The sequence below is a fragment of the Streptosporangium sp. NPDC000396 genome (assembly GCF_042898655.1).
Classification (GTDB): domain Bacteria; phylum Actinomycetota; class Actinomycetes; order Streptosporangiales; family Streptosporangiaceae; genus Streptosporangium.
Genome location: NZ_JBIAZA010000001.1, coordinates 248,270 through 269,896 on the forward strand (window position 1 = coordinate 248,270; position 21,627 = coordinate 269,896).

The 21,627-nt window shown below is 70.2% G+C and carries 14 protein-coding genes; 8 read left to right on the forward strand and 6 right to left on the reverse strand.

Annotated features, from left to right (window positions below):
• Positions 1-149 precede the first annotated feature (149 nt).
• Positions 150-3,671 carry a DNA polymerase III subunit alpha gene (dnaE, locus tag ACFY2X_RS01110; protein WP_389930637.1) on the reverse strand — a complete coding sequence of 1,174 codons (3,522 nt, stop codon included), beginning with the start codon at positions 3,669-3,671 and terminating at the stop codon, positions 150-152.
• Between the two features lie 146 nt (positions 3,672-3,817).
• On the opposite strand from dnaE, the gene ACFY2X_RS01115 reads away from it, so the two are divergent.
• Positions 3,818-5,197: an amino acid permease gene (locus ACFY2X_RS01115; protein WP_389930639.1), complete on the forward strand. Its 1,380-nt coding sequence runs from the start codon at positions 3,818-3,820 to the stop codon at positions 5,195-5,197.
• Between the two features lie 115 nt (positions 5,198-5,312).
• Here the strand turns inward: ACFY2X_RS01115 and ACFY2X_RS01120 are convergent, their stop codons facing one another.
• Positions 5,313-6,242 (reverse strand): chorismate mutase, encoded by a 930-nt coding sequence (locus ACFY2X_RS01120; protein WP_389930643.1) that lies wholly within the window; start codon positions 6,240-6,242, stop codon positions 5,313-5,315.
• 312 nt (positions 6,243-6,554) lie between these two features.
• Here ACFY2X_RS01120 and ACFY2X_RS01125 point away from each other — a divergent pair, with 312 nt between their 5' ends.
• From ACFY2X_RS01125 to ACFY2X_RS01150, 6 genes are all read left to right on the forward strand, one after another.
• Complete coding sequence (locus ACFY2X_RS01125; protein ID WP_389930648.1) at positions 6,555-8,606, forward strand: protein kinase; 2,052 nt, start codon at positions 6,555-6,557, stop codon at positions 8,604-8,606.
• Between the two features lie 49 nt (positions 8,607-8,655).
• A complete protein-coding gene (locus ACFY2X_RS01130; protein ID WP_389930653.1) occupies positions 8,656-10,641 on the forward strand; it encodes a protein kinase in 1,986 nt (661 codons plus the stop codon).
• Positions 10,638-11,483 (forward strand): AraC family ligand binding domain-containing protein, encoded by an 846-nt coding sequence (locus tag ACFY2X_RS01135; protein WP_389930658.1) that lies wholly within the window; start codon positions 10,638-10,640, stop codon positions 11,481-11,483. The genes ACFY2X_RS01130 and ACFY2X_RS01135 overlap by 4 nt, the downstream gene beginning before the upstream one ends.
• A gap of 11 nt (positions 11,484-11,494) precedes the next feature.
• Positions 11,495-12,175, forward strand: a complete 681-nt coding sequence (locus ACFY2X_RS01140) for an AzlC family ABC transporter permease (RefSeq protein WP_389930663.1) — start codon at positions 11,495-11,497, stop codon at positions 12,173-12,175.
• Positions 12,172-12,483 (forward strand): AzlD domain-containing protein, encoded by a 312-nt coding sequence (locus tag ACFY2X_RS01145; protein WP_389930668.1) that lies wholly within the window; start codon positions 12,172-12,174, stop codon positions 12,481-12,483. Before ACFY2X_RS01140 ends, ACFY2X_RS01145 begins: the two co-directional genes overlap by 4 nt.
• 79 nt (positions 12,484-12,562) lie before the next feature.
• Positions 12,563-14,242 (forward strand): protein kinase, encoded by a 1,680-nt coding sequence (locus ACFY2X_RS01150; protein WP_389930671.1) that lies wholly within the window; start codon positions 12,563-12,565, stop codon positions 14,240-14,242.
• A 14-nt stretch (positions 14,243-14,256) separates the two neighbouring features.
• Here ACFY2X_RS01150 and ACFY2X_RS01155 read toward each other — a convergent pair whose 3' ends face one another.
• From ACFY2X_RS01155 to ACFY2X_RS01165, 3 genes are read right to left on the reverse strand one after another with little or no spacing between them, the layout of a single operon-like run.
• Entirely contained in the window at positions 14,257-15,186 is a 930-nt protein-coding gene (locus ACFY2X_RS01155) for an RluA family pseudouridine synthase (protein WP_389930676.1), read from the reverse strand.
• Positions 15,179-15,784 (reverse strand): signal peptidase II, encoded by a 606-nt coding sequence (gene lspA, locus ACFY2X_RS01160; protein WP_389930680.1) that lies wholly within the window; start codon positions 15,782-15,784, stop codon positions 15,179-15,181. The genes ACFY2X_RS01155 and lspA overlap by 8 nt, the downstream gene beginning before the upstream one ends.
• A complete protein-coding gene (locus ACFY2X_RS01165; protein WP_389930684.1) occupies positions 15,748-16,167 on the reverse strand; it encodes a TraR/DksA family transcriptional regulator in 420 nt (139 codons plus the stop codon). The genes lspA and ACFY2X_RS01165 overlap by 37 nt, the downstream gene beginning before the upstream one ends.
• A 454-nt stretch (positions 16,168-16,621) precedes the next feature.
• Here ACFY2X_RS01165 and ileS point away from each other — a divergent pair, with 454 nt between their 5' ends.
• Complete coding sequence (gene ileS, locus ACFY2X_RS01170; protein WP_389930689.1) at positions 16,622-19,771, forward strand: isoleucine--tRNA ligase; 3,150 nt, start codon at positions 16,622-16,624, stop codon at positions 19,769-19,771.
• Positions 19,772-19,896: 125 nt separating this feature from the next.
• Here ileS and ACFY2X_RS01175 read toward each other — a convergent pair whose 3' ends face one another.
• Positions 19,897-21,612 carry a hypothetical protein gene (locus ACFY2X_RS01175; protein WP_389930693.1) on the reverse strand — a complete coding sequence of 572 codons (1,716 nt, stop codon included), beginning with the start codon at positions 21,610-21,612 and terminating at the stop codon, positions 19,897-19,899.
• Positions 21,613-21,627 lie beyond the last annotated feature (15 nt).

Sequence of the window (21,627 nt, forward strand, 5' to 3'; positions counted from 1 at the left end):
TGGCGCCGTGCAAAACGCGGCCGGGGCAGCACATCTCTCACTGAGCGCGTCACGCCTCCACCCGGGAGGCGCCGCGCCAAGCCGCTCACCGCATACTGGCAAGCGGCTCGACGGACTGTCAACGAAAGTTAGGAAGGTTTCCTAACCCTTCACATTCCCAGGCAAGCCGGGCCGAGGAGTTGCTTGAGATCACCCATCAGAGCCGGGGACGGCGCCACGCGCAGACGGTCGTCCAGGCGCATGATGGTGGTCTTCGGGCCGTTGTGGACCTGGAGGTGAACCTCGGTGGTGCCGGGGTGGGCGGTCAGGACCTCCTTCAGCCGGCCGATCACCGGAGGGGTGCAGCGGGTGAGCGGGAGGCTGACGGCCAGGGGCCCGCCGCTCTCGCGGGTCAGGTCGGGAGCCGTCACCTCCATGGCGATGATCTTTCCGACATCCTCGCGCTTGTCCAGACGGCCCTTGACGAAGACGATGGCGTCCTCGGCGAGGACGGTCGCGCAGAGCTGGTACGCCGAAGGGAAGATCATCACCTCGATGGCACCCTCCAGGTCCTCCAGCATGGTCAGGACCCAGGTGTCGCCCTTCTTGGTGACCTTGCGCTGGACGCCGCTCAGGATGCCGCCGACGGTGACGATCTGGCCGTCGGGGCGGCCGTCGTCCTGGAGCGCGGCGACCGAGCAGTCGGCGCCCGAGGCGAGGATGTGCTCCACGCCGAAGAGCGGGTGGTCGGAGACGTAGAGGCCGAGCATCTCCCGCTCGAACTGGAGCAGGGTGTTCTTGTCCCACTCCCCCATCGGGATCTGCACGTCGAAGGTCTGGTCCTCGGCGCCCTCGATGGCACCGAACAGGGAGTCCTGCCCCTGGGCCTCGTTCTTCTTGATGCCGATGATGCTGTCGACGGCCTGCTCGTGGACCAGGACCAGGCCCTTGCGGACGTGCCCGAACGAGTCGAAGGCACCCGCCTTGATCAGCGACTCGATGACCCTCTTGTTGCAGACGACCATGGGGACCTTGCGGAGGAAGTCCTTGAAGTCGGCGAAGCGGGTCTTCTCCTTGCGCGCGGCGATGATCCCGTCGACCACGTTGCCGCCGACGTTACGGATGGCCGACAGGCCGAAGCGGATGTCGGTGCCCCGGGCGGTGAAGTCGAAGTCGGAGTCGTTGACATCCGGCGGGAGCACCTTGATGCCCATGCGTCGGCACTCGTTCAGATAGAGCGCCGACTTGTCCTTGTCGTCCTTGACCGAGGTCAGCAGGGCGGCCATGTACTCGGCCGGGTAGTTGGCCTTGAGGTAGCCGGTCCAGTACGCGACCAGGCCGTATCCGGCGGTGTGGGCCTTGTTGAAGGCGTAGTCGGAGAAGGGGAGAAGGATGTCCCACAGGGCTTTGATGGCCGCGGCTGGGTAGCCGTTGTCCTTCATGCCCTTTTCGAAGAACTCGTACTGCTTGTCCAGCTCGGACTTCTTCTTCTTGCCCATCGCGCGGCGGAGCAGGTCGGCGCCGCCGAGAGAGTAGCCCGCGACCTTCTGCGCGATGGCCATGACCTGCTCCTGATAGACGATCAGGCCGTAGGTCGTGTCGAGGATCTCCTTGAGGGGTTCTTCCAGAGCCTCGTGGATCGGGGTGATCTCCTGCTGGCCGTTCTTGCGCAGCGCGTAGTTGGTGTGCGAGTTGGCGCCCATCGGGCCCGGCCGGTACAGCGCGAGCGCCGCGGAGATGTCCTCGAAGTTGTCGGGACGCATCAGGCGCAGCAGCGAGCGCATGCCGCCGCCGTCCAGCTGGAAGATGCCGAGCGTGTCGCCGCGTGCCAGCAGCTCGTAGGTCTTGGTGTCGTCCAGCGGCAGGTCGAGCAGCTCGATCTGGCGGCCGGTGTTGGCCTCGATGGCCTTCAGGCAGTCGTCGATGATCGTGAGGTTGCGCAGGCCCAGGAAGTCCATCTTCAGCAGGCCGAGCGTCTCGCAGGTCGGATAGTCGAACTGCGTGATGATCGCGCCGTCGGAGTCGCGGCGCATGATCGGGATGTAGTCGGTCAGCACCTCCGACGACATGATGACGCCCGCGGCGTGCACGCCGGTCTGCCTGATCAGGCCCTCCAGGCCCCTGCCGAGGTCGATCGCCGCCTTGACGTCGACGTCCTCCTCGTACAGCTTGCGCAGCTCACCGGCCTCGTTGTAGCGCGGGTGGTCCTTGTCGAAGATGCCCGACAGCGGGATGTCCTTGCCCATCACCGCGGGCGGGAACGCCTTGGAGACCTTGTCGCCCAGCGCGTAGGGGTAGCCGAGGACGCGGGCCGCGTCCTTGATGGCCGCCTTCGCCTTGATGGTGCCGAAGGTGGCGATCATGGCGACCTTGTCGGCGCCCCACTTCTCGGTCACGTAGCGGATCACGTCGCCCCGCCGGCGCTCGTCGAAGTCGATGTCGACGTCGGGCATGGAGACGCGCTCGGGGTTGAGGAACCGCTCGAAGATCAGGCCGTGCGGGATCGGGTCGAGGTCGGTGATGCCCAGCGCGTAGGCCACCAGCGAGCCCGCCGCGGAACCACGGCCGGGGCCGACCCGGATGCCGTTGCGCTTGGCCCACATGATGAAGTCGGCGACCACGAGGAAGTAGGACGGGAACCCCATCTGGATGATGACGCCGAGCTCCTTCTCGGCCCACTCCCGGTGCTCCTCGTCGAAGCCGTTCGGGAAGCGGCGCTTCATCCCCTCCCAGACCTGGGCGCGGAAGAACTCCTCCTCGGTCATCCCCTCGGGCACCGGGAAGGTCGGCATCAGGTTCTTGAAGCCGAACATGCCGGTCGGATCGACCTTCTCGGCGACCAGCAGCGTGTTGCGGCAGCCCTCGGCCCACAGGTCGGAGGAGTCGACCGCGCGCATCTCGTCGGCCGACTTGATGTAGTAGCCGCTGCCGTCGAAGCGGAACCGGCCGGGGTCGGACAGCTGCTTGCCGGTCTGGATGCACAGGAGGGCGTCGTGGGAGGTCGCGTCCGACTCGTAGGTGTAGTGGGAGTCGTTGGTGACCAGCGGCGGGATGCCCAGCTCTTTGGAGATGCGGGTCAGCCCGTCGCGGACCCGGCGCTCGATGTCGAGGCCGTGGTCCATGATCTCCAGGTAATAGTTCTCCTTACCGAAGATCTCCTGATATTTCGCCGCCGCGGCCACCGCCTCGTCGTACTGGCCCAGACGCAGGCGGGTCTGGACCTCGCCCGACGGGCAGCCGGTGGTGGCCATCAGGCCCTCGGCGTGCTCGGCGACGATCTCGGCGTCCATCCGGGGCCACTTGCGCACAAAGCCCTCGGTGTAGGCGCGGGAGCTGAGCTTCATCAGGTTGCCCAGGCCGGTGGCGTTCCGCGCCCAGATCGTCATGTGGGTGTAGTAACCACCCGCCGAGACGTCGTCGCTCTTCTGGTGCGGCTCGCCCCACACGAGCTGCTTCTTGTGGTGACGCGAGCCCGGGGCGACATAGGCCTCGATGCCGATGACCGGCTTGATCCCGGCCCCGGTGGCCTGCTTGTAGAAGTCGTAGGCACCGTGCATGTTGCCGTGGTCGGTGATCGCGATGGCGGGCATGCCCAGGTCACCGACCTGTTTGAACATCTGCTTCAGACGGGCGGCTCCATCGAGCATGGAGTACTCCGTATGAACGTGAAGATGCACAAACGAGTCTGACATGCGCCTCGTCCTCCCCCTACTCGCGTGTCGCCGTGGGAAGCCTACGCTCGTTTGACCCCTTCCGTAGCACACGCCGTCACAGACTCTGGGCGATGATCGGTTACTTTGGGTGAAGGTATTTCTGAGCTGGGCATACGGGGGGACCAGTGAAGACCGACGAGGGCTACAGCCACGTTCTCGGCAATCGCCAGGTACAGATGATCGCAATCGGCGGCGCGATCGGGGTGGGCCTGTTCCTGGGGTCCGGCGGGCGGCTCCAGGCGTCCGGTCCGGCATTGGTGCTGTCGTACGCGGCCGCCGGGCTCGCGGCGTTCTTCGTCATGCGGGCCCTCGGCGAGCTGGTGCTCTACAAACCCACCTCGGGCTCATTCGTAGAGTACGCCGCCGACTTCATCGGCCCGTGGGCCGCCTTCACCAGCGGCTGGATGTACTGGGTCAACTGGGCCTTCACCGGCATCGCCGAGCTGACGGCGATCTCCATCTACGTGAGCCTGTGGGCCCCGCAGTTCCCCAGATGGGTCACGGCGCTCATCGCGCTGGTGTTCGTGCTGTCCGTCAACCTGCTGTCGGTGAGGCTCTTCGGCGAGCTGGAGTTCTGGTTCGCCATGCTCAAGGTCCTGGCCATCTGCGCGTTCCTGGTGACCGGGCTGACGCTGGTGCTCCTCTCGGCGAAGATCGACGGGGCCCCCGCGGGGGTGGCGAATCTCACCGCCCACGGCGGCTTCTTCCCCAACGGGTTCCCGGTGGTGCTGATGAGCCTCCAGTCGGTGATCTTCGCCTACGCCTCGATCGAGCTGGTCGGCATCGCCGCCGGGGAGACGAAGAACCCCAGGAAGGTCCTGCCCCGGGCCATCAACGGCGTGGTCTGGCGAATCGCGATCTTCTACGTCGGTTCGATCCTGCTCCTGACCCTGGTCCTGCCGTGGACCGCCTACGGCCCCGACCAGTCTCCGTTCGTGACGGTCTTCGCCGCGCTCGGGATCCCCTGGGCCGCCGACGCCATGAACCTGATCGTGATCACCGCCGCCATGTCGTCCTGCAACTCCGGCCTGTACTCCACCGGGCGCATCCTGCGCGCCATGGCGTTGAAGGGCGAGGCTCCCGCCATCGCCGGACGGCTCAACTCCCGCCACGTCCCCTACGGCGGCATCCTCATCACGGCGAGCGTGCTGATCGCCGGAGTGATCCTGTACTACTACGTCCCGGAGCGCGCCTTCAACATCGCCACCGCGATCGCCTCCCTCGGCGTGATCACCACCTGGGGCACCCTGGTCTTCTGCCAGATCCGGCTGCGCCGGGCCGCCAATCTGGGCCTGCTCGAACGCCCCTCCTTCCGGATGCCCGGCTCGCCGTACACCAACTGGCTCACCCTGGGCTTTCTCGCGCTGGTGGTGCTGCTCATGCCATTCGCCGACCCCGACCAGCGCATCGCCTTCTTCTGCATCCCGCTCCTGGTCGTCGCGATCGCCGTCGGCTGGCGGCTCGTCGACCCCGTACACCACCACAGGGTGCACCTCGACCAATAGTGCGTACGGCTTCGCCGCGGGCGCCCTCCAGCACCCGGACCGGCCGGAGCGGCCTGGTGACCGTGGCGGGGGGAAGAGGCCGCCGGGTGCGGTCCCAGGCCCGCCACGCGCCGGGTCAGGGCCGGCCGTTCGCCTTGCGCTCCTCGGCGAGGTGCAGTCCCGCCTCGATGACGGCGTTCATGATGGGTGCCAGCCGTACCTCGCCCAGGGTGGGGGCGCGGCGGGCCATCTCGGCGACCAGGCGGCGCTCGCGGTCCATGTCGCGTCCGGCGAAGCCGCCGACGGGCTTGAGGCGCTGGATGGTGCCGGCGAGTTCGGCACGGCGCTCCAGGAGGACCGCGAGGGCGGCGTCGACGCGGTCGATGGCGCCGCGGGCGGCGAGGACCGAGCCGGGCGTCTCGGAGCGGGTGACCGCCCCGACGATCCTGGCGGCCTCCTGGGCCGCGTGAACGGCCTGCCCGGTGGAGCCGGGGGTCAGGAGCAGGCCGTCGGCTCCCGCGGCGACCGCGGCGGCGGCCAGGGCGGGGTCCTCGCCGAGATCCACGAGAACGGGACGGCCGGACTTCTCCCGGGCCGCGCGCATCAACGCCAGGTCGAGGGTGGTGCCGGTCAGGTGCGTACGGCTGCCGCTCTCGCAGAGCACGACCCGGTCGTTGCCCTCGGCCACGCAGTAGTCGGCGATGGCCAGCCACTCCTCCAGAGTCGCGGCCGGGCCGCGCTGGACGACCACGGGAAGGCCGAGGCGGGCGACCGCGCGGACCAGCTGGAAGTCCTGCATCCACGCCGCGCCGATCACCACGCCGTCGGCGTTCGCGGCGATCTCCGGCAGGTCGCCCGCCGAGAACGGCTCGACCAGGATCGGCCCCGCCCACTCGGCGCGAACCGCCGCCACGGCCGCGGCCGCGGGCACCCGCCCGTGATGGTCACGAAGGCTGACCCAGCGCGCGTCGGCGCCCGGACCGCCGATCACCGCGACCGGCCCGACACCGATCGTGAGCGTCCCCATCCGTACGGCCCCGCGCTCCAGATGTGCGGTCAACGACATCTCAGCTCCCATGCTCGGCCGGCCTGAGCCGGCGAATCCGTAAGAAACAAAAAAGGCAGAGACGATGTCTCTGCCTTGAGCCGGCTTCGGATGGTCGCTACCAGGTCACGCTGTCACGACCGGCTCCCCGAAGCCGGCTCGATAAACGCGAAGTAGCAAGTCATGGGATCAACGATAGGCCATCCCCAGACCACCCGCCACCTGCTGGACTGGGTTGTCTCAGATCGTGGACGGCTGGGATTCGCCGGGGTCGATCACCCCGCTCGGCCTGTGAGATTATTCGGGGGTTTGAGAAAGGGGTAGGTGCGGTTGATGGCCGAAGCACAACCTGAGGGGCGTCGCGTTGCCTCCCGCTACCACCTGCTTGAACCCATCGGCCGGGGTGGCATGGGAATCGTCTGGCGGGCCCACGACGAACTCCTCGACCGCGAGGTCGCCATCAAGGAGGTCCGCTACGCGGACACGCTCGGCGAGGACAACCAGGAGAACTTCAACCGGCGCACCAAGCGCGAGGCGCGTGCCGCCGGGCGGCTGACCCACCCGAACGTGGTGGTCGTCCACGACGTGGTCGAAGAGGACGGCCGGCCCTGGATCGTCATGCAGCTGGTGGAGTCACGGTCGCTCGGCAAGGTCCTGCGCCAGGACGGGCCGCTGCCGCCGGAGCAGGTGGCGGAGATCGGGCTCCAGGTGCTGGAGGCACTGCGCGCGGCGCACTCCCAGGGCGTGCTGCACCGCGACGTCAAGCCGGAGAACGTGCTGCTGGCCGACGACGGCCGGGTGGTGCTGACCGACTTCGGCATCGCGACGCTCGAGGCCGAGACGGCACTGACCATGACCGGGATCGCGGGAACACCCGCGTTCATCCCACCGGAGCGGATCAAGGGCGGAAGCGCGCAGCGCGAGTCGGACCTGTGGTCCCTCGGGGCGACGCTGTACGCGGCGGTGGAGGGCAAGGCGCCGCACGACCGTGGCGGAGCGCTGCCGACCATGCACGCCGTGCTGAACGACGAGCCGGAGCCTCCGGTCCGCGCGGGGCGGCTGGCCCCGGTCCTCGAAGGGCTGCTCCGCAAGGACCCGGCCCGGCGCATGTCCTACGACGAGGCCGCGCGGCTGCTGCGCGAGGTGGCCGGGGGCGGCAAGAAGCGGGCGGCCGGAGAGACCGGGCAGCAGCCTCCCAAAACGGCCGTCATGCCCGTCGTGGACACCTCGGCGACGGCCGAGACCGATCCGGAGATCCGCTACGAGGCCGAAGACTTCCCCGCGACGGGGGCGAAGCTGAGCCCCGCCGTACCGGCGCCCCCGAAGGAGCCTCCCGCTCCCGCGCCGAAGAAACCGCAGAAGCCCGCATCCGAGGTACGGCAGGAGCCGGTCCCCGAGCCTGCTCCCAAGACCGCCGCCCAGGCCGCTCCCAAGGCGGGGCGGGAGCCCGTGCCGCCGGTGAGACGCGAGCCGGCCCCGAAACCCGCTCCCGCGCCGCAGGCACGGCCGGAGCCCGTGCCCGCCCCGCGGGAGCCCATCCCGGCCCGCGCGGCCGAGGCCGTCCCCCCACAGCGGCACGAACCCGCCCCCGAAGGCCGGCCACCCGCGCCGCCTTCGGTTCCGATCGACTTCCTGCCCACGTCGCCGGCGTCCCCGCGGGGGTCCTGGTCGCCGATGAAGCGCGGCCTGCTGGTGATCGTGCCCGCGATCCTGATCGTCGGGGTGGTCGCGGGCTGGCTCGGGATACGCAGCGGCAGGACGGAGAGCAACCTGCCGGCACCGCACCCGAACAGTTCGGCGAAGTCCACCAAGTCGGATAAGTCGGGCAAGGCGTCCCAGCCTGCCGAGACGGACTCGAAGCCCGCGGAGGATCCGTCCCCGAGTGCCAGTCCGAGCCCCAGCGCGACTCCCAGCCCCACCGAGACGAAGAAGGAGGAGTCCAAGCTTCCCGACGGCTGGCACATGCACAAGGACTCCAACGGCTTCTCGATCGGCCTGCCCAAGGGCTGGTACGTGGAGAGGCGGAGCGGCTCGCAGGTGCGGTTCCGCGGCCCGGACGACCCGGTGAGCTACATGATGGTCGACTACGTCGAGAAGGCGGGCCCCGACCCCAAGAAGGACTGGTACAACCAGGAGCGCGCCAGCCGGGGCAGCTTCCCCGGATACAAGCGGATCCGGATCGAGAAGATCGATTACATGGAGAAGGCCGCCGACTGGGAGTTCACCTGGGAGATGAAGTCGGGCAAGGCCCGGGTGATCGACCGGGGGTTCGTCACCAAGGGCGGCCGCGGATACGCGATCTACTGGCACACCCTGGCCGAGGACTGGGAGAAGAACCTGCACCTCCTTGAGGGCTTCTCGCAGAGCTTCTCCTCGAAAAAGTGACAACCGCCCCGACCGGCTACGATTCGGGAGTTTGGGAGGGGCGAGAAGAATGACCGAACGAAAGGTGACGGGCCGGTATCGCCTGCTCGAACCCATCGGCGAAGGCGGGATGGGCGTCGTCTGGCGCGCCCACGACGAGCTTCTCGATCGGGTCGTGGCGGTCAAAGAGGTCCGCTACCGCGGGGTCGACGAGAACGCGCGCGCGGAGCTGAACCGGCGGACCGTCCGGGAGGCCAAGACCGCCGGGCGCCTCGACCACCCGTCCGTGATCATCATCCACGACGTGGTCGAGGAGGACGGCCGCCCCTGGATCGTCATGCAGCTGGTCCGGTCGCGCTCGCTGGGGGAGGTCGTCCGCGCGGAGGGCCCGCTGGCGCCCGAACGGGTGGCCTCGGTCGGACTGCACGTGCTGAGCGCGCTGCGCGCGGCGCACGCGGCCGGTGTGCTGCACCGTGACGTGAAACCGGAGAACGTGCTGCTGGCCGACGACGGCCGGGTGGTGCTGACCGACTTCGGCATCGCCTCGATGACGCAGGAGACCTCGATCACCCGGACGGGCGGGGTGGTCGGCACCCCGGCGTTCCTGCCCCCGGAACGGCTCCACGGACTGGTGGCGACTCCCGAGTCGGACCTGTGGTCCCTCGGGGCGACGCTGTACGCGGCGCTGGAGGGCCACCCGCCGTTCGAGCGTGCCACGGCCGCCGCGACCATGATGGCCATCCTCCACGGCGAGCCCAGCCCCATGACTCACACCGGCCCTGTCAGCACCGCGATCCTCGGCCTCATGGCCAGGGATCCCGCCGCCCGGATGGCCGCCGACCAGGCCGAGGCCCTGCTCAGCCAGGCCTCCTCGCCCAGCCAGAACCCGTCGGACCGGGTTTCCGGGCAGCGGAGCCTTTCCGGCGGGGCGGGCCCGGTCGCGCCCCCCTCACATCCGGGCGGAGCCCCCCGTCACACCCGGCCGTCGTACCCGGCCGACACCCCCCGCCACACCCGGCATTCGCATCCGGCCGACGCCCCCCGCCACACCGCCCCGTCACACCCGGCCGACACCCCCCGCCACACCGAGCCGTCGTATCCGGGCGGCGCGGCATACCTCGGCGGATCCTCCTACGGCGGCGGGCCCTCGTACGGCGGCCAGCCTCCGCCCGCCGGGGAGCCGCCGTACATGGCCGGGACGGCACCGAGCGCATGGCATCCCCAGCATCCCCAGCACGGCGAGCAGCCGCCCCACCCCGGTGACCCGGCACAGGCCCCCTACCGGAGCGAGCCCGCGGCCGGTGGGCAGCCGTCCCACTTCGGCGAGTCGCCGTATCCGAGCCCGTGGCCGCCGCAGCAGGAGCGGCCCTCCGGCGCCGACGCGCCCGTGACCCGGGGGCCGCGGGCACGACGGGTGGCGCTCGCGGTCGGGATACCGGCGCTCGTGGTGGCGGCCGGGATCGGCGGATGGTTCGTGTTCCAGGGGCAGGGCCGCCTCCAGGGACAGGGCGAACCGGCGCCGAGCTCTCCGGCGGCCACGGCCACCGTCCCCGGCGAGACGGCCACTCCCACCCGGCCCTCCACGACCGCCACCCCGTCCGGCCGCCCGAGCCGGACGCTCCCGTACGGCTGGCGGCTGCACAAGGATCCGATGGGTTTCAGCGTCGGGGTGCCCGGAGAGTGGGTCGCCAAGCGGTTCTCCGGCCGTGACCGGGTGGAGTTCCGGGCTCCCGGGTCGGACACCTTCCTGTGGATCGAGTCGACCGAGGACCCCGAGACCGACCCGGTCAAGCACTGGGAGAAGGTGGAGAAGGGCGGGCTGGCCAAGAACATCTGGCCGAAGTACGACCGCGTCCGCATCACCCCGCGGACGTATCTCCGCCTTGAGGCCGCCGACTGGGAGTTCACCTACCTGAAGGACGGGGTCCGCAGGCACGTCCTCGACCGGGGTTTCCGCACGGCCACGGGCCGCCCTTACGCGATTTACCTGGAGAGCCCGGACGACGAGTGGGATCCGGAGTTATTCGACGAGTTCGCCAAGAGCTTCCGCCCGTGACCGGGCGGGAGGCCGCGCACTTCTGGCGTAATCCGGCACTGCCCGGGGTGGACCTGCTCAAGGCCAGGTACGTCACCCACCGGTTCACCCGGCACGTCCACGAGAGCTATGCGATCGGGGTGATCCTGTCGGGGATCGAGGAGTTCGACTACCGGGGCGCCCGGCACCGCGCGGGCCGGGGGAACGTGGTCCTGGTCAACCCCGAGCACGTGCACACCGGTCACGCGGGTGAGCCCGAGGGGTGGGCCTATCGGATGCTCTACCCGTCGATCGAGGTCATGGCGGGCATCGCCGCCGAGGTGGCGGCCCCGCGCGGCACGCCGTACTTCCCGGAGGCCGTCGTCTCGCATCCGCACGCCACCGCGCTGCTGCTGGCCGCGCACGACGCCGCCGAGCACGGGGACGATCTGACCTCCTCCACCCTGACCCGCACGGCTTTCGCCGCCCTGCTCCGGCATCACGCCGCCCTCCGTCCGGCCGACGCGCGGTCTTCGAGGGAGAGCCAGGCGGTACGGCGCGCGCGGGAGATCCTGCACGAGCGGCTCGTCACCCCTCCGACTCTGGAAGATCTGGCGCACGCCGTACAGGCCAGGCCGTTCGCTCTGATCCGGGCGTTCAAGGCCGCCACCGGCCTGCCCCCGCACGCCTATCTGAACACGCTCCGGGTCAGGCGGGCCCGCGGGCTGCTCGACTCCGGCGTGCCCCCCGCGCAGGTCGCCACCGACGTGGGCTTCACCGACCAATCCCACCTGAACAGGCACTTCAAGCGGGTGGTGGGCGTTCCCCCGGCCGCGTACCAGCGCGCAAGAACGTACAAGACCGGCGCCAAAAACCGGACATAACCTCTATTTTTATGAAAACAACCATTCGTTCCTCAGCAGTCAGGGACGGACTGGGGGTGGGAATCGCCGTAGGACTGGCGGGCCTGGCGTTCGGCGCCGCCGCTGTCACCGCGGGACTGAGCGTGGCGCAGGCCTGTGTGCTGAGCCTGCTCGCCTTCACCGGAGCCTCGCAGTTCGCCTTGGTCGGAGTCGTCGCAGGCGGCGGCAACCTGATCGCGGGCACGGCGGGAGCACTTCTTCTCGGCGCCCGCAACAGCCTGTACGGCCTGCGCCTGTCCGATCTGCTCGGGGTCCGGGGCGGGCGCAAGCTCCTGACGGCCCACGGAGTGATCGACGAGACGACCGCCGTGGCCATGGCACAGCCCGGCGAGGAGTCGGCGAGGACCGGATTCCTCGTCACGTTCGTGAGCCTCTACCTGACCTGGAACGCCACCACCCTGCTCGGCGCGGTCGGCACCTCCTGGGTGGCCGATCCGGCGATGTTCGGCCTGGACGCGGTGGGCCCGGCGACGTTCCTGGCCATCCTGTGGCCCCGGCTCAGAGGACCCGGCCCCGAGGCCCGCACCCTGCGTCTGGTCGCGGGCGGCGGCGCGGCGATCGCGCTGGCCGCGACCCCGTTCACCCCGCCCGGCGTACCCGTGCTGATCGCGGCGCTGGCCGTGCTCGCTGTGATCCTGAGGAGTCCTAGATGAACATCTGGTGGGCCGTCACAGCCACCTGTCTGGGCTGCTACGCGCTGAAACTCGCCGGACTGTCGGCCCCGCGCTGGGTGCTCGACCATCCCCAGGTGCAGCGCTTCGCCGCACTGGTCCCGGTGGCGCTGCTGGCCGCGCTGATCGCGGTGCAGACCTTCGCGCACGGTCAGGCGCTCCACCTCGACCTGCCGCGCACCGCCGGGTTGGGGGCGGCCGTCGTGGCGCTGCTGCTGCGCGCGCCTTTCCTGGTGGTGCTCGCGACGGCGGCCGTCGTCACGGCAACCCTGCGCCATGTCCTGAGCTGAGGCCGGGGCGGAAGATCACCGCGCTGGCCTGCGTAATGTTTACGGAATGTCCTGGGCGATCCTGGGTATTCGGCAGCCCATGAGCGATTCTCAGGAGATCATCGGCGCTCGGTACCGGCTGGTGGAACGCATCGGCCGGGGAGGCATGGGCACGGTCTGGCGGGCACGGGACGAGGTGCTCGGCCGGGACGTGGCGGTCAAGGAGATCATCCCCTCCTCTGACCTGAGCGGCCCCGAACGCGAGGTCTTCACCGTGCGGACGCTCAGGGAGGCCCGCGCCGCCGGGCGGATCGGGCATCCGGGAGTCGCGACGGTCTACGACGTGATCGAGGAGAGCGGACGCCCGTGGATCGTGATGCAACTCGTGGACTCCCGGACGCTCGGAGCCGTGGTCCGGGAGGACGGGCCGCTGCCGACGGCGCGGGTGGCGCGGATCGGGCTCGACGTGCTCGGGGCGCTGCTCGCCGCGCACCGGGCGGGCGTGCTGCATCGCGACGTCAAGCCCGACAACGTGCTGCTCGCCAAGGACGGGCGAGCCGTGCTGACCGATTTCGGCATCGCGACGCTCGAAGGCGACTCGTCGGTGACCAGGACCGGCGCCCTCATCGGCACCCCGGCGTTCATCGCCCCGGAACGGGCGGACGGCGGTCCGGCGGAGTTCGCCTCCGATCTGTGGTCACTCGGCGTGACGCTCTACATGGCGGTCGAGGGGCGCTCCCCCTTCGAGCGCGCGCACCCGCTGGCGACGCTCAGCGCCGTCATGCACGAGGAGCCGGCTCTGAGGCTCGCCGGATCGCTGGCCCCGGTGATCTCCGGCCTGCTGCGCAAGGACCCCGCGCGGCGCATGACCGCCCAGGAGGTGCAGGCTCATTTGCGATCGATCGTGAACGGGACCGAGCCGCAGCCCACCATGCCGATCGCGCTCCCCTCCTCCCCGGCCTGGGCTCCTCCACCCCGGGACCAGGCCTCCGCGCCGGTGGCGGCGGCCGTACCGCCGCCCGTAGCGCCCCCGGAGCCCGTCATGGCGTCCACCGGAGCACGGCGACGCCCGGCCCTGACGGCCCTGGTGGCGACGGCGCTCGCGGCCGTCCTGACCTCGGGGGTGGTGGCCTGGGTCACCCTGAACTCCTCCGCCCGGGGCCCAGCGGGACCGCACACCTCCGTGAGCGTTCCCTCCGGCGATGACGTGCCGAAGAAGACGGAGCAGGCGAGGTTGCCCTCGGTGAAGGATCCCCCGCCGACCGGGACCGAGGACGGCCGATACGGGCCCTCCGCCCCGAAGGACCCTGCCCGGTCCGGGAAGAGCGACCCCGCCGACCCCGCTCCGCCGGAGAGACCGTCACGGAACGGCTCGGAGGAGGGCTCGAAGGACGGCTCGGAGGATGGCTCCGGAAAGGGCCCCCGGAAGGAGCCGGGCGAGAAACCGGAGAAGGACTCCGGAAAGGACTCCGGAAAGGGCCCGGGCCGGGATCCCGGCGACGACACCGAGGAGGACCCCGGAAGCGTCCCCGAGGACGACCAGGGGCAGGGGCCGGAGGAGGGCGAGGAGTCGCCCGGCGACCCGGGCGGCTCCGGGCTGACGGACCTCGATGCCGACACCGGCGCGCTGGCGGGCGGGACCTACGCCGGATCCACCGGCGGGAAGACCAGGAAGGCCAGGAAGACCGGACCCGCCAGCGGGAAGACCGGGAAGACCGGATCCACTGCCGGGAAGGCCGGAAAGGCCGGATCCACCGGCGGGGCCGGGACGAGGAGATAACCCCTACGGCGTCACTACAGGTCGCTGGCGACGAGCTTCAGCGCGCGGGCCAGGTCGTCCGGATAGTCACTGACGAAAGTGAGCCACTCACCCGTCGCCGGGTGCTCGAAGGCCAGGGAGACCGCGTGCAGCCATTGCCGGGTCACGCCCAGGCGCGCGGCCAGTTTGGGGTCGGCACCGTACATCATGTCTCCGACGCACGGGTGGCGCAGCGCGGACATGTGAACCCGGATCTGGTGGGTCCGGCCGGTCTCCAGCTTGATGTCCAGCAGCGACGCCGCGCGGAACGCCTCGATCGTGTCGTAGTGGGTGACGGACTCCTTGCCCCCGGCCACGACCGCGAACCGGCCGTCCCCGGATGGATGACGGTCGATCGGCGCGTCGACGGTGCCGCGCAGCGGGTCGGGGTGGCCCTGGACCAGCGCGTGGTAGCGCTTGTCGACCGTGCGCTCCTTGAAGGCCCGCTTCAGGTGCGAGTAGGCGTGCTCGCTCTTGGCCACGACCATGGCGCCGGTGGTGTTGGCGTCCAGGCGGTGCACGATGCCCTGCCGCTCGGCGGCGCCGCTGGTCGCGACCCGGTGCCCGGTGCCGAGCAGGCCTCCGATGACGGTCGGGCCGGTCCAGCCGGTGGTCGGGTGGGCGGCCACGCCGATGGGCTTGTTGACGACGACGATGTCGTCGTCCTCATGAATGATCTTCATGCCGGGGACCGGTTCCGCGACCGGCATCGGCGCGGTGGGCGGCGGCGGCAGGGTGACGTCCAGCCACGCGCCCGCGTGGACCCGGTCGGACTTGGCGGCGGGCGAGCCGTCCACCAGCACGTCGCCGGAGACGATCAGCTCGGCCGCGCGGGTGCGCGAAAAACCGAACAGCCGCGACAGGGCGGCGTCGAGGCGCTCGCCCTCCAGGCCCTCGGGAACCGGGAGGCTTCGCTGCTCAGCCATTGTTCTTCTTCCCTCCCGTGTCACGCGTGCCGTCGATCTGGTAACCCCGCCAGGCGAGGAAGACGGCCAGGATCCCGCCGCAGACGATCGCCGAGTCGGCCACGTTCCAGACCGGGAAGTGCCCGGGGAAGGTCTCGATGAAGTCGACGACATGCCCCTGGAACGGCGAGGGCCGCCCGAAGCCCGAGGGCCAGCGGAAAAGCCGGTCGGTCAGGTTGCCGAGCGCCCCGCCGAGCATCAGCCCCAGCGTGACGGCCCACGGCAGGCTACGCAGGTGCCGCGCGGTGCGCAGGATGGCGACCACCACGGCGGCCGCGACGAAGGTGAAGACGATCGTCATGCCCGTGCCGAGACTGAACGCCGCCCCGGAATTGAAGATCACCCGGAACTGCAGCAGCCCGGGGATGACGACGAACGGCTCCTTGTCCTCAAGGGTCTTCAGCACGATCGTCTTGGTGATCAGGTCGAGGAGGTAGACGATCGGTACGATCGTCGCGAGGGCGGCGATCCGCCGCGCTCCGGCCGGGGCGGCCGTGACCGCCCCGTCGACCGTGTCGCCGGTCAGCGACGCTCCTCCCGCTGCTTGCAGGCCACGCACAGCGTCGCCCTCGGGAACGCCTGAAGGCGCTCCTTGCCGATCGGCTTGTGGCACGATTCGCACACTCCGTAGGTTCCCGCGTCGATCCGGGCGATCGCCCGCTCGTTCTGTGCGACCAGGTCGCGTGAATTCAGGGTAAGGGCGATCTCACGTTCCCGTTCATATGTCCGGGCTCCGGCGTCCGCCTGGTCATCCCCCGCGCCATCGGTGACGTCGCTCGACGCGATCTCGATTTCGGCCCTGCTGATCTCGTGGTTCAGCTCCTCGATCTCCGTGGCCAGCCGCTCGCGAACCTCCGCGAGCTCTTGGGCTGACCAGGTGACGACGGGACCGTCCTGTGACGGCGCTACCGCGCTCTCGTCCGCGCGTACAGTCGCGGCCATGTCGGCCTCCTCGCTCGATCGGACCGTATCCAATGTGGTAAACGGTGCGGGCAGCTTAGATCTGCTATAACAGAACGGCAAACGACCCGCCGAGATGTTTACCACTCCCGTAACATCCGGCCCCTTCCTCTCGATTCCCCAGATCCCATCGATATCGGGAAGCTTCAAGCGAGCTCGTGCGTTATCGTGTGAGCTTGCAAGGCGATGATGGGGACAACTACCTCCGCGCCCCCTCGCGTGAGCGACCCGGGGACGGTGTGAGCCCGGGGCGAGACCCGGAGGGAAATCACCCCTGAGCCGCCGGGAGAACAGCCCGCAGGGCCCAGTAGAACCGGCAGCAAACCCAAAGAAGAGGGCCTTCCCCGCGAAGGTCAAGGAGGGTGGTACCGCGGGACCCGAAAGGTCTCGTCCCTCCACGCCACTGCCAGCACCTGCGTGGAGGTTCCCGACCGTCATGTCCGCCTATTTCCGCTCTCTTCCCGCGCAGGTCGACCTGCCCGCGCTCGAACATGAGGTGCTCGAACGCTGGCGGGACGGCAAGGTCTTCGAGCGCTCGATCGAGCAGAACTCCGACGGCCCCAGCTGGGTCTTCTACGAGGGCCCGCCCACCGCCAACGGCATGCCCGGCGTGCACCACGTCGAGGCCCGCGTCTTCAAGGACCTCTTCCCCCGCTACAAGTCGATGCAGGGCTACAACGTGCCCCGCAAGGCGGGCTGGGACTGTCACGGCCTGCCCGTCGAGGTCGCCGTCGAGAAGGAACTCGGACTGTCCGGCAAGAAGGACATCGAGACGTACGGCATCGCCGAGTTCAACGCCAGGTGCCGCGAGTCGGTGCTGCGGCACGTGGACGCCTTCGAAGAGCTGACCGAGCGGATGGGCTACTGGATCGACCTGTCCCAGGCCTACCGCACGATGGACCCGGCCTACGTCGAGGCCGTCTGGTGGTCGCTCAAAGTCATTTTTGACAAAGATCTCCTCACCCGTGACTTCCGGATCACCCCCTACTGCCCCCGCTGCGGCACCGGCCTGTCCGACCACGAGCTTGGCCAGCCGGGCGGCTACGAGACCGTCACCAGCCCGTCGGTCTACGTCCGCATGCCCGCCACCTCGGGACCGCTGGCCGACCTCGGCGCCTCGCTGCTGATCTGGACCACCACGCCGTGGACGCTGGTCTCCAACACGGCGGTGGCCGTACACCCCGACGTGACCTATGTCGCGGCGCGCCCCGCCGGGTCCGACGAGGTGCTCGTGGTGGCCGAGCCGCTGCTGGCCTCCGCGCTGGGCGAGGGTGCCGAGGTGCTGGCCACCTTCCAGGGCGCGGAGCTGGAGCACACCACCTACTCCCGCCCCTTCGACCTGGTCGACATCCCCGGCGCGCACTACGTGGTGCTCGGCTACTACGTCACCACCGAGGACGGCACCGGCCTGGTCCACCAGGCGCCCGCCTTCGGCGCCGACGACCTGACGACCTGCAAGCGGTACGGCCTGCCGGTGGTCAACCCGATCGGCCCCGACGGACGCTTCCTCGACAGCCTCCCCCAGGTCGGCGGGCAGTTCTTCAAGGACGCCGACGAGGGCCTGACCGAGGACCTGAGGGCGCGCGGCCTGCTCTACCGGGGCGGCCACTTCGAGCACAGCTACCCGCACTGCTGGCGCTGCCACACCGCGCTGCTCTACTACGCGCTTCCCGCGTGGTACATCCGCACCACCGCGGTCAAGGAGCAGATGCTCGCCGAGAACGAGAAGACCAACTGGTACCCCGAGACCATCAAGTGGGGCCGCTTCGGCGAGTGGCTGCGCAACAACGTCGACTGGTCGCTGTCCCGGTCGCGCTACTGGGGCACGCCGCTGCCCCTGTGGGTCTGCTCCGCCGACGAGTCGCACGTCACCTGCGTCGGTTCGCTGGCTGAGCTGAGCCGGCTGTCGGGCCAGGACGTGTCCGCGCTCGACCCGCACCGCCCCTACGTGGACGACGTCACGCTGCCCTGCCCCACCTGCGGTGCCGAGGCGCACCGGGTGCCGGACGTGATCGACGCCTGGTACGACTCGGGCTCGATGCCGTTCGCCCAGTGGGGCGCGCCCTACCAGGGCGAGGACATGTTCGAGAAGGCGTTCCCCGGCCAGTTCATCTGCGAGGCCACCGACCAGACCCGCGGCTGGTTCTACTCGCTGATGGCGGTCGGCACACTGGTCTTCGACAGGTCGCCCTACGAGAACGTGCTCTGTCTCGGCCTGATCCTCGCCGAGGACGGCCGCAAGATGAGCAAGCACCTCGGCAACGTGCTGCAGCCGATCCCGCTGATGGACCAGCACGGCGCCGACGCCCTGCGCTGGTACATGGCCTGCGCCGGGTCGCCCTGGGCCGCCCGCCGGGTCGGGCACGCCGCCCTGGAGGAGATCGTCCGCAAGGTCCTGCTGACCTACTGGAACACCGCGTCGTTCTTCACGCTCTACGCCAACGCCGAATCCTGGTCACCGGCCCAGCTCTCCGAGGCGCCCTCCCACGCCGAGCGTCCGCTGATCGACCGCTGGGTGCTGGCCGAGCTGCACCGTACGGTGGCCGAGGTCACCGCGTCGCTGGACGACTACGACACCGCCCGGGCCGGGCGGCGGCTCGCGGAGTTCCTCGACGACCTGTCCAACTGGTACGTGCGGCGCTCCCGCCGCCGGTTCTGGTCCGGCGACACCGCGGCGTTCGCCACGCTGTACGAGAGCCTGGAGACCGTCACCCGGTTGATGGCTCCGGTGGTGCCGTTCGTCACCGACCACGTCTGGGACGTGCTCCGCGAGGAGGGCAGCCCCTCCTCGGTCCACCTGACCGCCTGGCCCTCCGTGGCCGAGGAGCTGCTGAACCCGGCGCTGTCGGAGCAGATGGCGCTGGTCCGCCGCCTGGTGGAACTGGGCCGCTCGGCCCGTGCCTCCAGCGGGGTCAAGACCCGCCAGCCGCTCGGGCGTGCCCTGGTCGGCGCCCGCGGCTGGGCCGCGCTCTCCCCCGAGCTGCGCGAGCTGATCGCCGACGAGCTGAACGTGCAGGGCCTGGAAGACCTGTCGGGCATCGGGTCCGACCTGGTCTCCTTCACGGTCAAGCCCAACTTCCGGGCGCTGGGCAAGAGGTTCGGCTCCCAGACCAAGCTGGTCGCCGCGGCCGTCACCGCGGCCGACGCCGGGGAGATCGCCCACGCGCTCCGCTCGGGTTCGGCGGTCTCGGTGGAGGCCGGAGAACTGGGCACGGTGGAGCTGACCGCCGAGGACGTGATCGTCACCGAGCAGCCGAAGTCCGGCTGGGCGGTGGAGACCGGTTCCGGCGAGACGATCGCCCTCGACCTGACCATCACCGACGAGCTGCGTCGCTCCGGCCTGATCCGCGACGTCATCCGCCTGCTGCAGGACGCCCGCAAGTCCACCGGCCTGTCCATCACCGACCGGATCGACGTGTGGTGGTCCACCTCCGACGCCGACCTGACCGAGGCCCTGCGCACCCAGGGTGACACGGTGGCCGGGGAGGTCCTCGCCGCCTCCTTCAACGAGGGTGGCACGGCCGACCTGCCCAGCCATCAGGACGCCGACCTCGGTCTGACCTTCCAGCTCCGCCGTACCGTCTGACCCTCACGCGAAAGGCCCCCGGGATCGCGGTGATCCAGGGGGCCTTTCCACGCGGCCTGGCCGCCTGTGTGATCTGGGGCCTGTTCTGCGGGTCCTCACCACGGCGAGGACCCGAAGAACAGGCGCTATCGGTCTTTCTGGCAGACCGAGCAGCTGCTCAGGCCCGCCTTCTCGGCCTCGGCCCGGGACATGGTCTCGATGCCGTTGTCGTCCGTGCCCCTGATCAGAGGGCAGGCGGAGCTGTGGAAGCGGCGGGTGCCGACGATGACCTTGACCATCCCGGAGTCATCGGAAGGCGGCTCCTCCTCCTCGTCGATGATCTCGATGATCGGAATCCCGCCGGGGGCGGTGTCATCGTCTTCGCGGTCCTCTGCGGGGGACTCTTCCGGCGCCCCGCCCGGGGTCTTCTCCTCGGCCTCCTCCGCGGCCTCCTCCGCCGTGGAGGCCTCCACCAGGGTGGAGTCGGCCGACACCGGCTGCCCGGCGCGCCCGGGTCCGGTCTCGGCCGGCTCCACCGGCTTGGGGGCGTCAGCCGGCACGGGCGTGGCGGGGGCTTGCCGCTTCACCGGGAGGGGTTCGTCCTCGGACGCATCCCCGGCGGGCTCGGCGGGCTCAGGCTCGGCCGGGACCTCGGCCTCGGACCCGGTGGCCACCGTCTCAGCCTGGGACCCGGATGCGGCTTCCTCGGGCTCGGCGGAGGCCTCCACCGTGACCTCAGGCTCGACCGAAGCCTCCACCGTGACCTCAGGCCCGGCGGCCGCCTCAGCCGGCGACCCGGACGTGGCGGCCTCGGGCTCGGCGGACGCCGCGTCGGCCTTGACCGGGGTCTCGGCTTCGGCTGCGGCCTCCCGTTTCACCGCGGCAGGCTCCCGTTCCGCGGGTGCGGGTTCGGCCGGGCTCTCGGACTCGGACGCCGCGGACCGGACCACATCACGGCTGAACCAGCTGGTGGCCGCAGCGGAGTCGCCGGTGCTCTCGGAGTCGGAGGAGGTCTCCCCCTCGGGCACCGGAGGCCGCGCCGGAGACGACTGTGCGGCGGAACCCGCCGCACGGAGGGGCGGGCTCGGCCTCCGCTCCTGAGGCCGCGTCTCCCCCTGGGCAGCCGGCGGCCTCTGGACGGAGGGCCGGGTTACCTGATCCTCCTGCTCGGCGGGCGAGGAGGCGTAGGGGGAGTCGAGCCGGACGGTGGGCTCGTGAACGTCGGATTCGCCGGCGTCACCAGAGGGACCGGACTCCTGGGAGGCCAGGGGCGCTGCGGGCTCCTGGGCTTCGGGGGAGGCGTCCTGCGGCTGTATCCCGCCGGTGAACTCGGGCAGGCACGTGGTGCAGGGCGTGAAGCCCTCCTCCCGTGCCTCCTCGTGGGTGAGTTCCTCATGTTCCCTGCCGACCAGCTGGCGGCATCCGGCGATGTGATAGCGCCTGCGGCCGGGGATCACCAGGACGATCGCATCGGCGTCCAGGACGCCCCGCCTCGCGGCGGGGACCGGCCCGGCCGCCGGAGCCGTCCGGGGTGGGGCGGCGGCCGTCGCCGTCCGCTGCGCCCCGTGCGGCGCCACCGGGTGCGGAGCCGAGGGAACACGCTGATGGGACGTCATGGGCGGCACGGGCATCGGCCCGGCCGGAGCCTGTCCCTTGGGCGGAAGCGGCGGCACGGCCGCCCCGGCGTTTCCTCCGCCGGGGAACAACTCGTGGCGGCGCAACAACGCCCCGATCACCAGGAAGACCGCGGACAGCACGCTGACCGCGATCGACCACATGACCAGAAACGGCTTGGCCAGCACTACGCCCACGATGAGCAGGACGATGGCCGTGACGACCAAACCAGCGCTGATAAGGATCACAGAGGAACTCCCGGA

Bases quoted from the DNA above. Each gene is read 5' to 3' on its own strand.
- dnaE (WP_389930637.1), bottom strand. From the start codon at position 3,671: ATGTCAGACTCGTTTGTGCATCTTCACGTTCATACGGAGTACTCCATG.
- ACFY2X_RS01120 (WP_389930643.1), bottom strand. From the start codon at position 6,242: ATGTCGTTGACCGCACATCTGGAGCGCGGGGCCGTACGGATGGGGACG.
- ACFY2X_RS01125 (WP_389930648.1), top strand. From the start codon at position 6,555: ATGGCCGAAGCACAACCTGAGGGGCGTCGCGTTGCCTCCCGCTACCAC.
- ACFY2X_RS01130 (WP_389930653.1), top strand. From the start codon at position 8,656: ATGACCGAACGAAAGGTGACGGGCCGGTATCGCCTGCTCGAACCCATC.
- ACFY2X_RS01140 (WP_389930663.1), top strand. From the start codon at position 11,495: ATGAAAACAACCATTCGTTCCTCAGCAGTCAGGGACGGACTGGGGGTG.
- ACFY2X_RS01145 (WP_389930668.1), top strand. From the start codon at position 12,172: ATGAACATCTGGTGGGCCGTCACAGCCACCTGTCTGGGCTGCTACGCG.
- ACFY2X_RS01150 (WP_389930671.1), top strand. From the start codon at position 12,563: ATGAGCGATTCTCAGGAGATCATCGGCGCTCGGTACCGGCTGGTGGAA.
- ACFY2X_RS01155 (WP_389930676.1), bottom strand. From the start codon at position 15,186: ATGGCTGAGCAGCGAAGCCTCCCGGTTCCCGAGGGCCTGGAGGGCGAG.
- ACFY2X_RS01165 (WP_389930684.1), bottom strand. From the start codon at position 16,167: ATGGCCGCGACTGTACGCGCGGACGAGAGCGCGGTAGCGCCGTCACAG.
- ileS (WP_389930689.1), top strand. From the start codon at position 16,622: ATGTCCGCCTATTTCCGCTCTCTTCCCGCGCAGGTCGACCTGCCCGCG.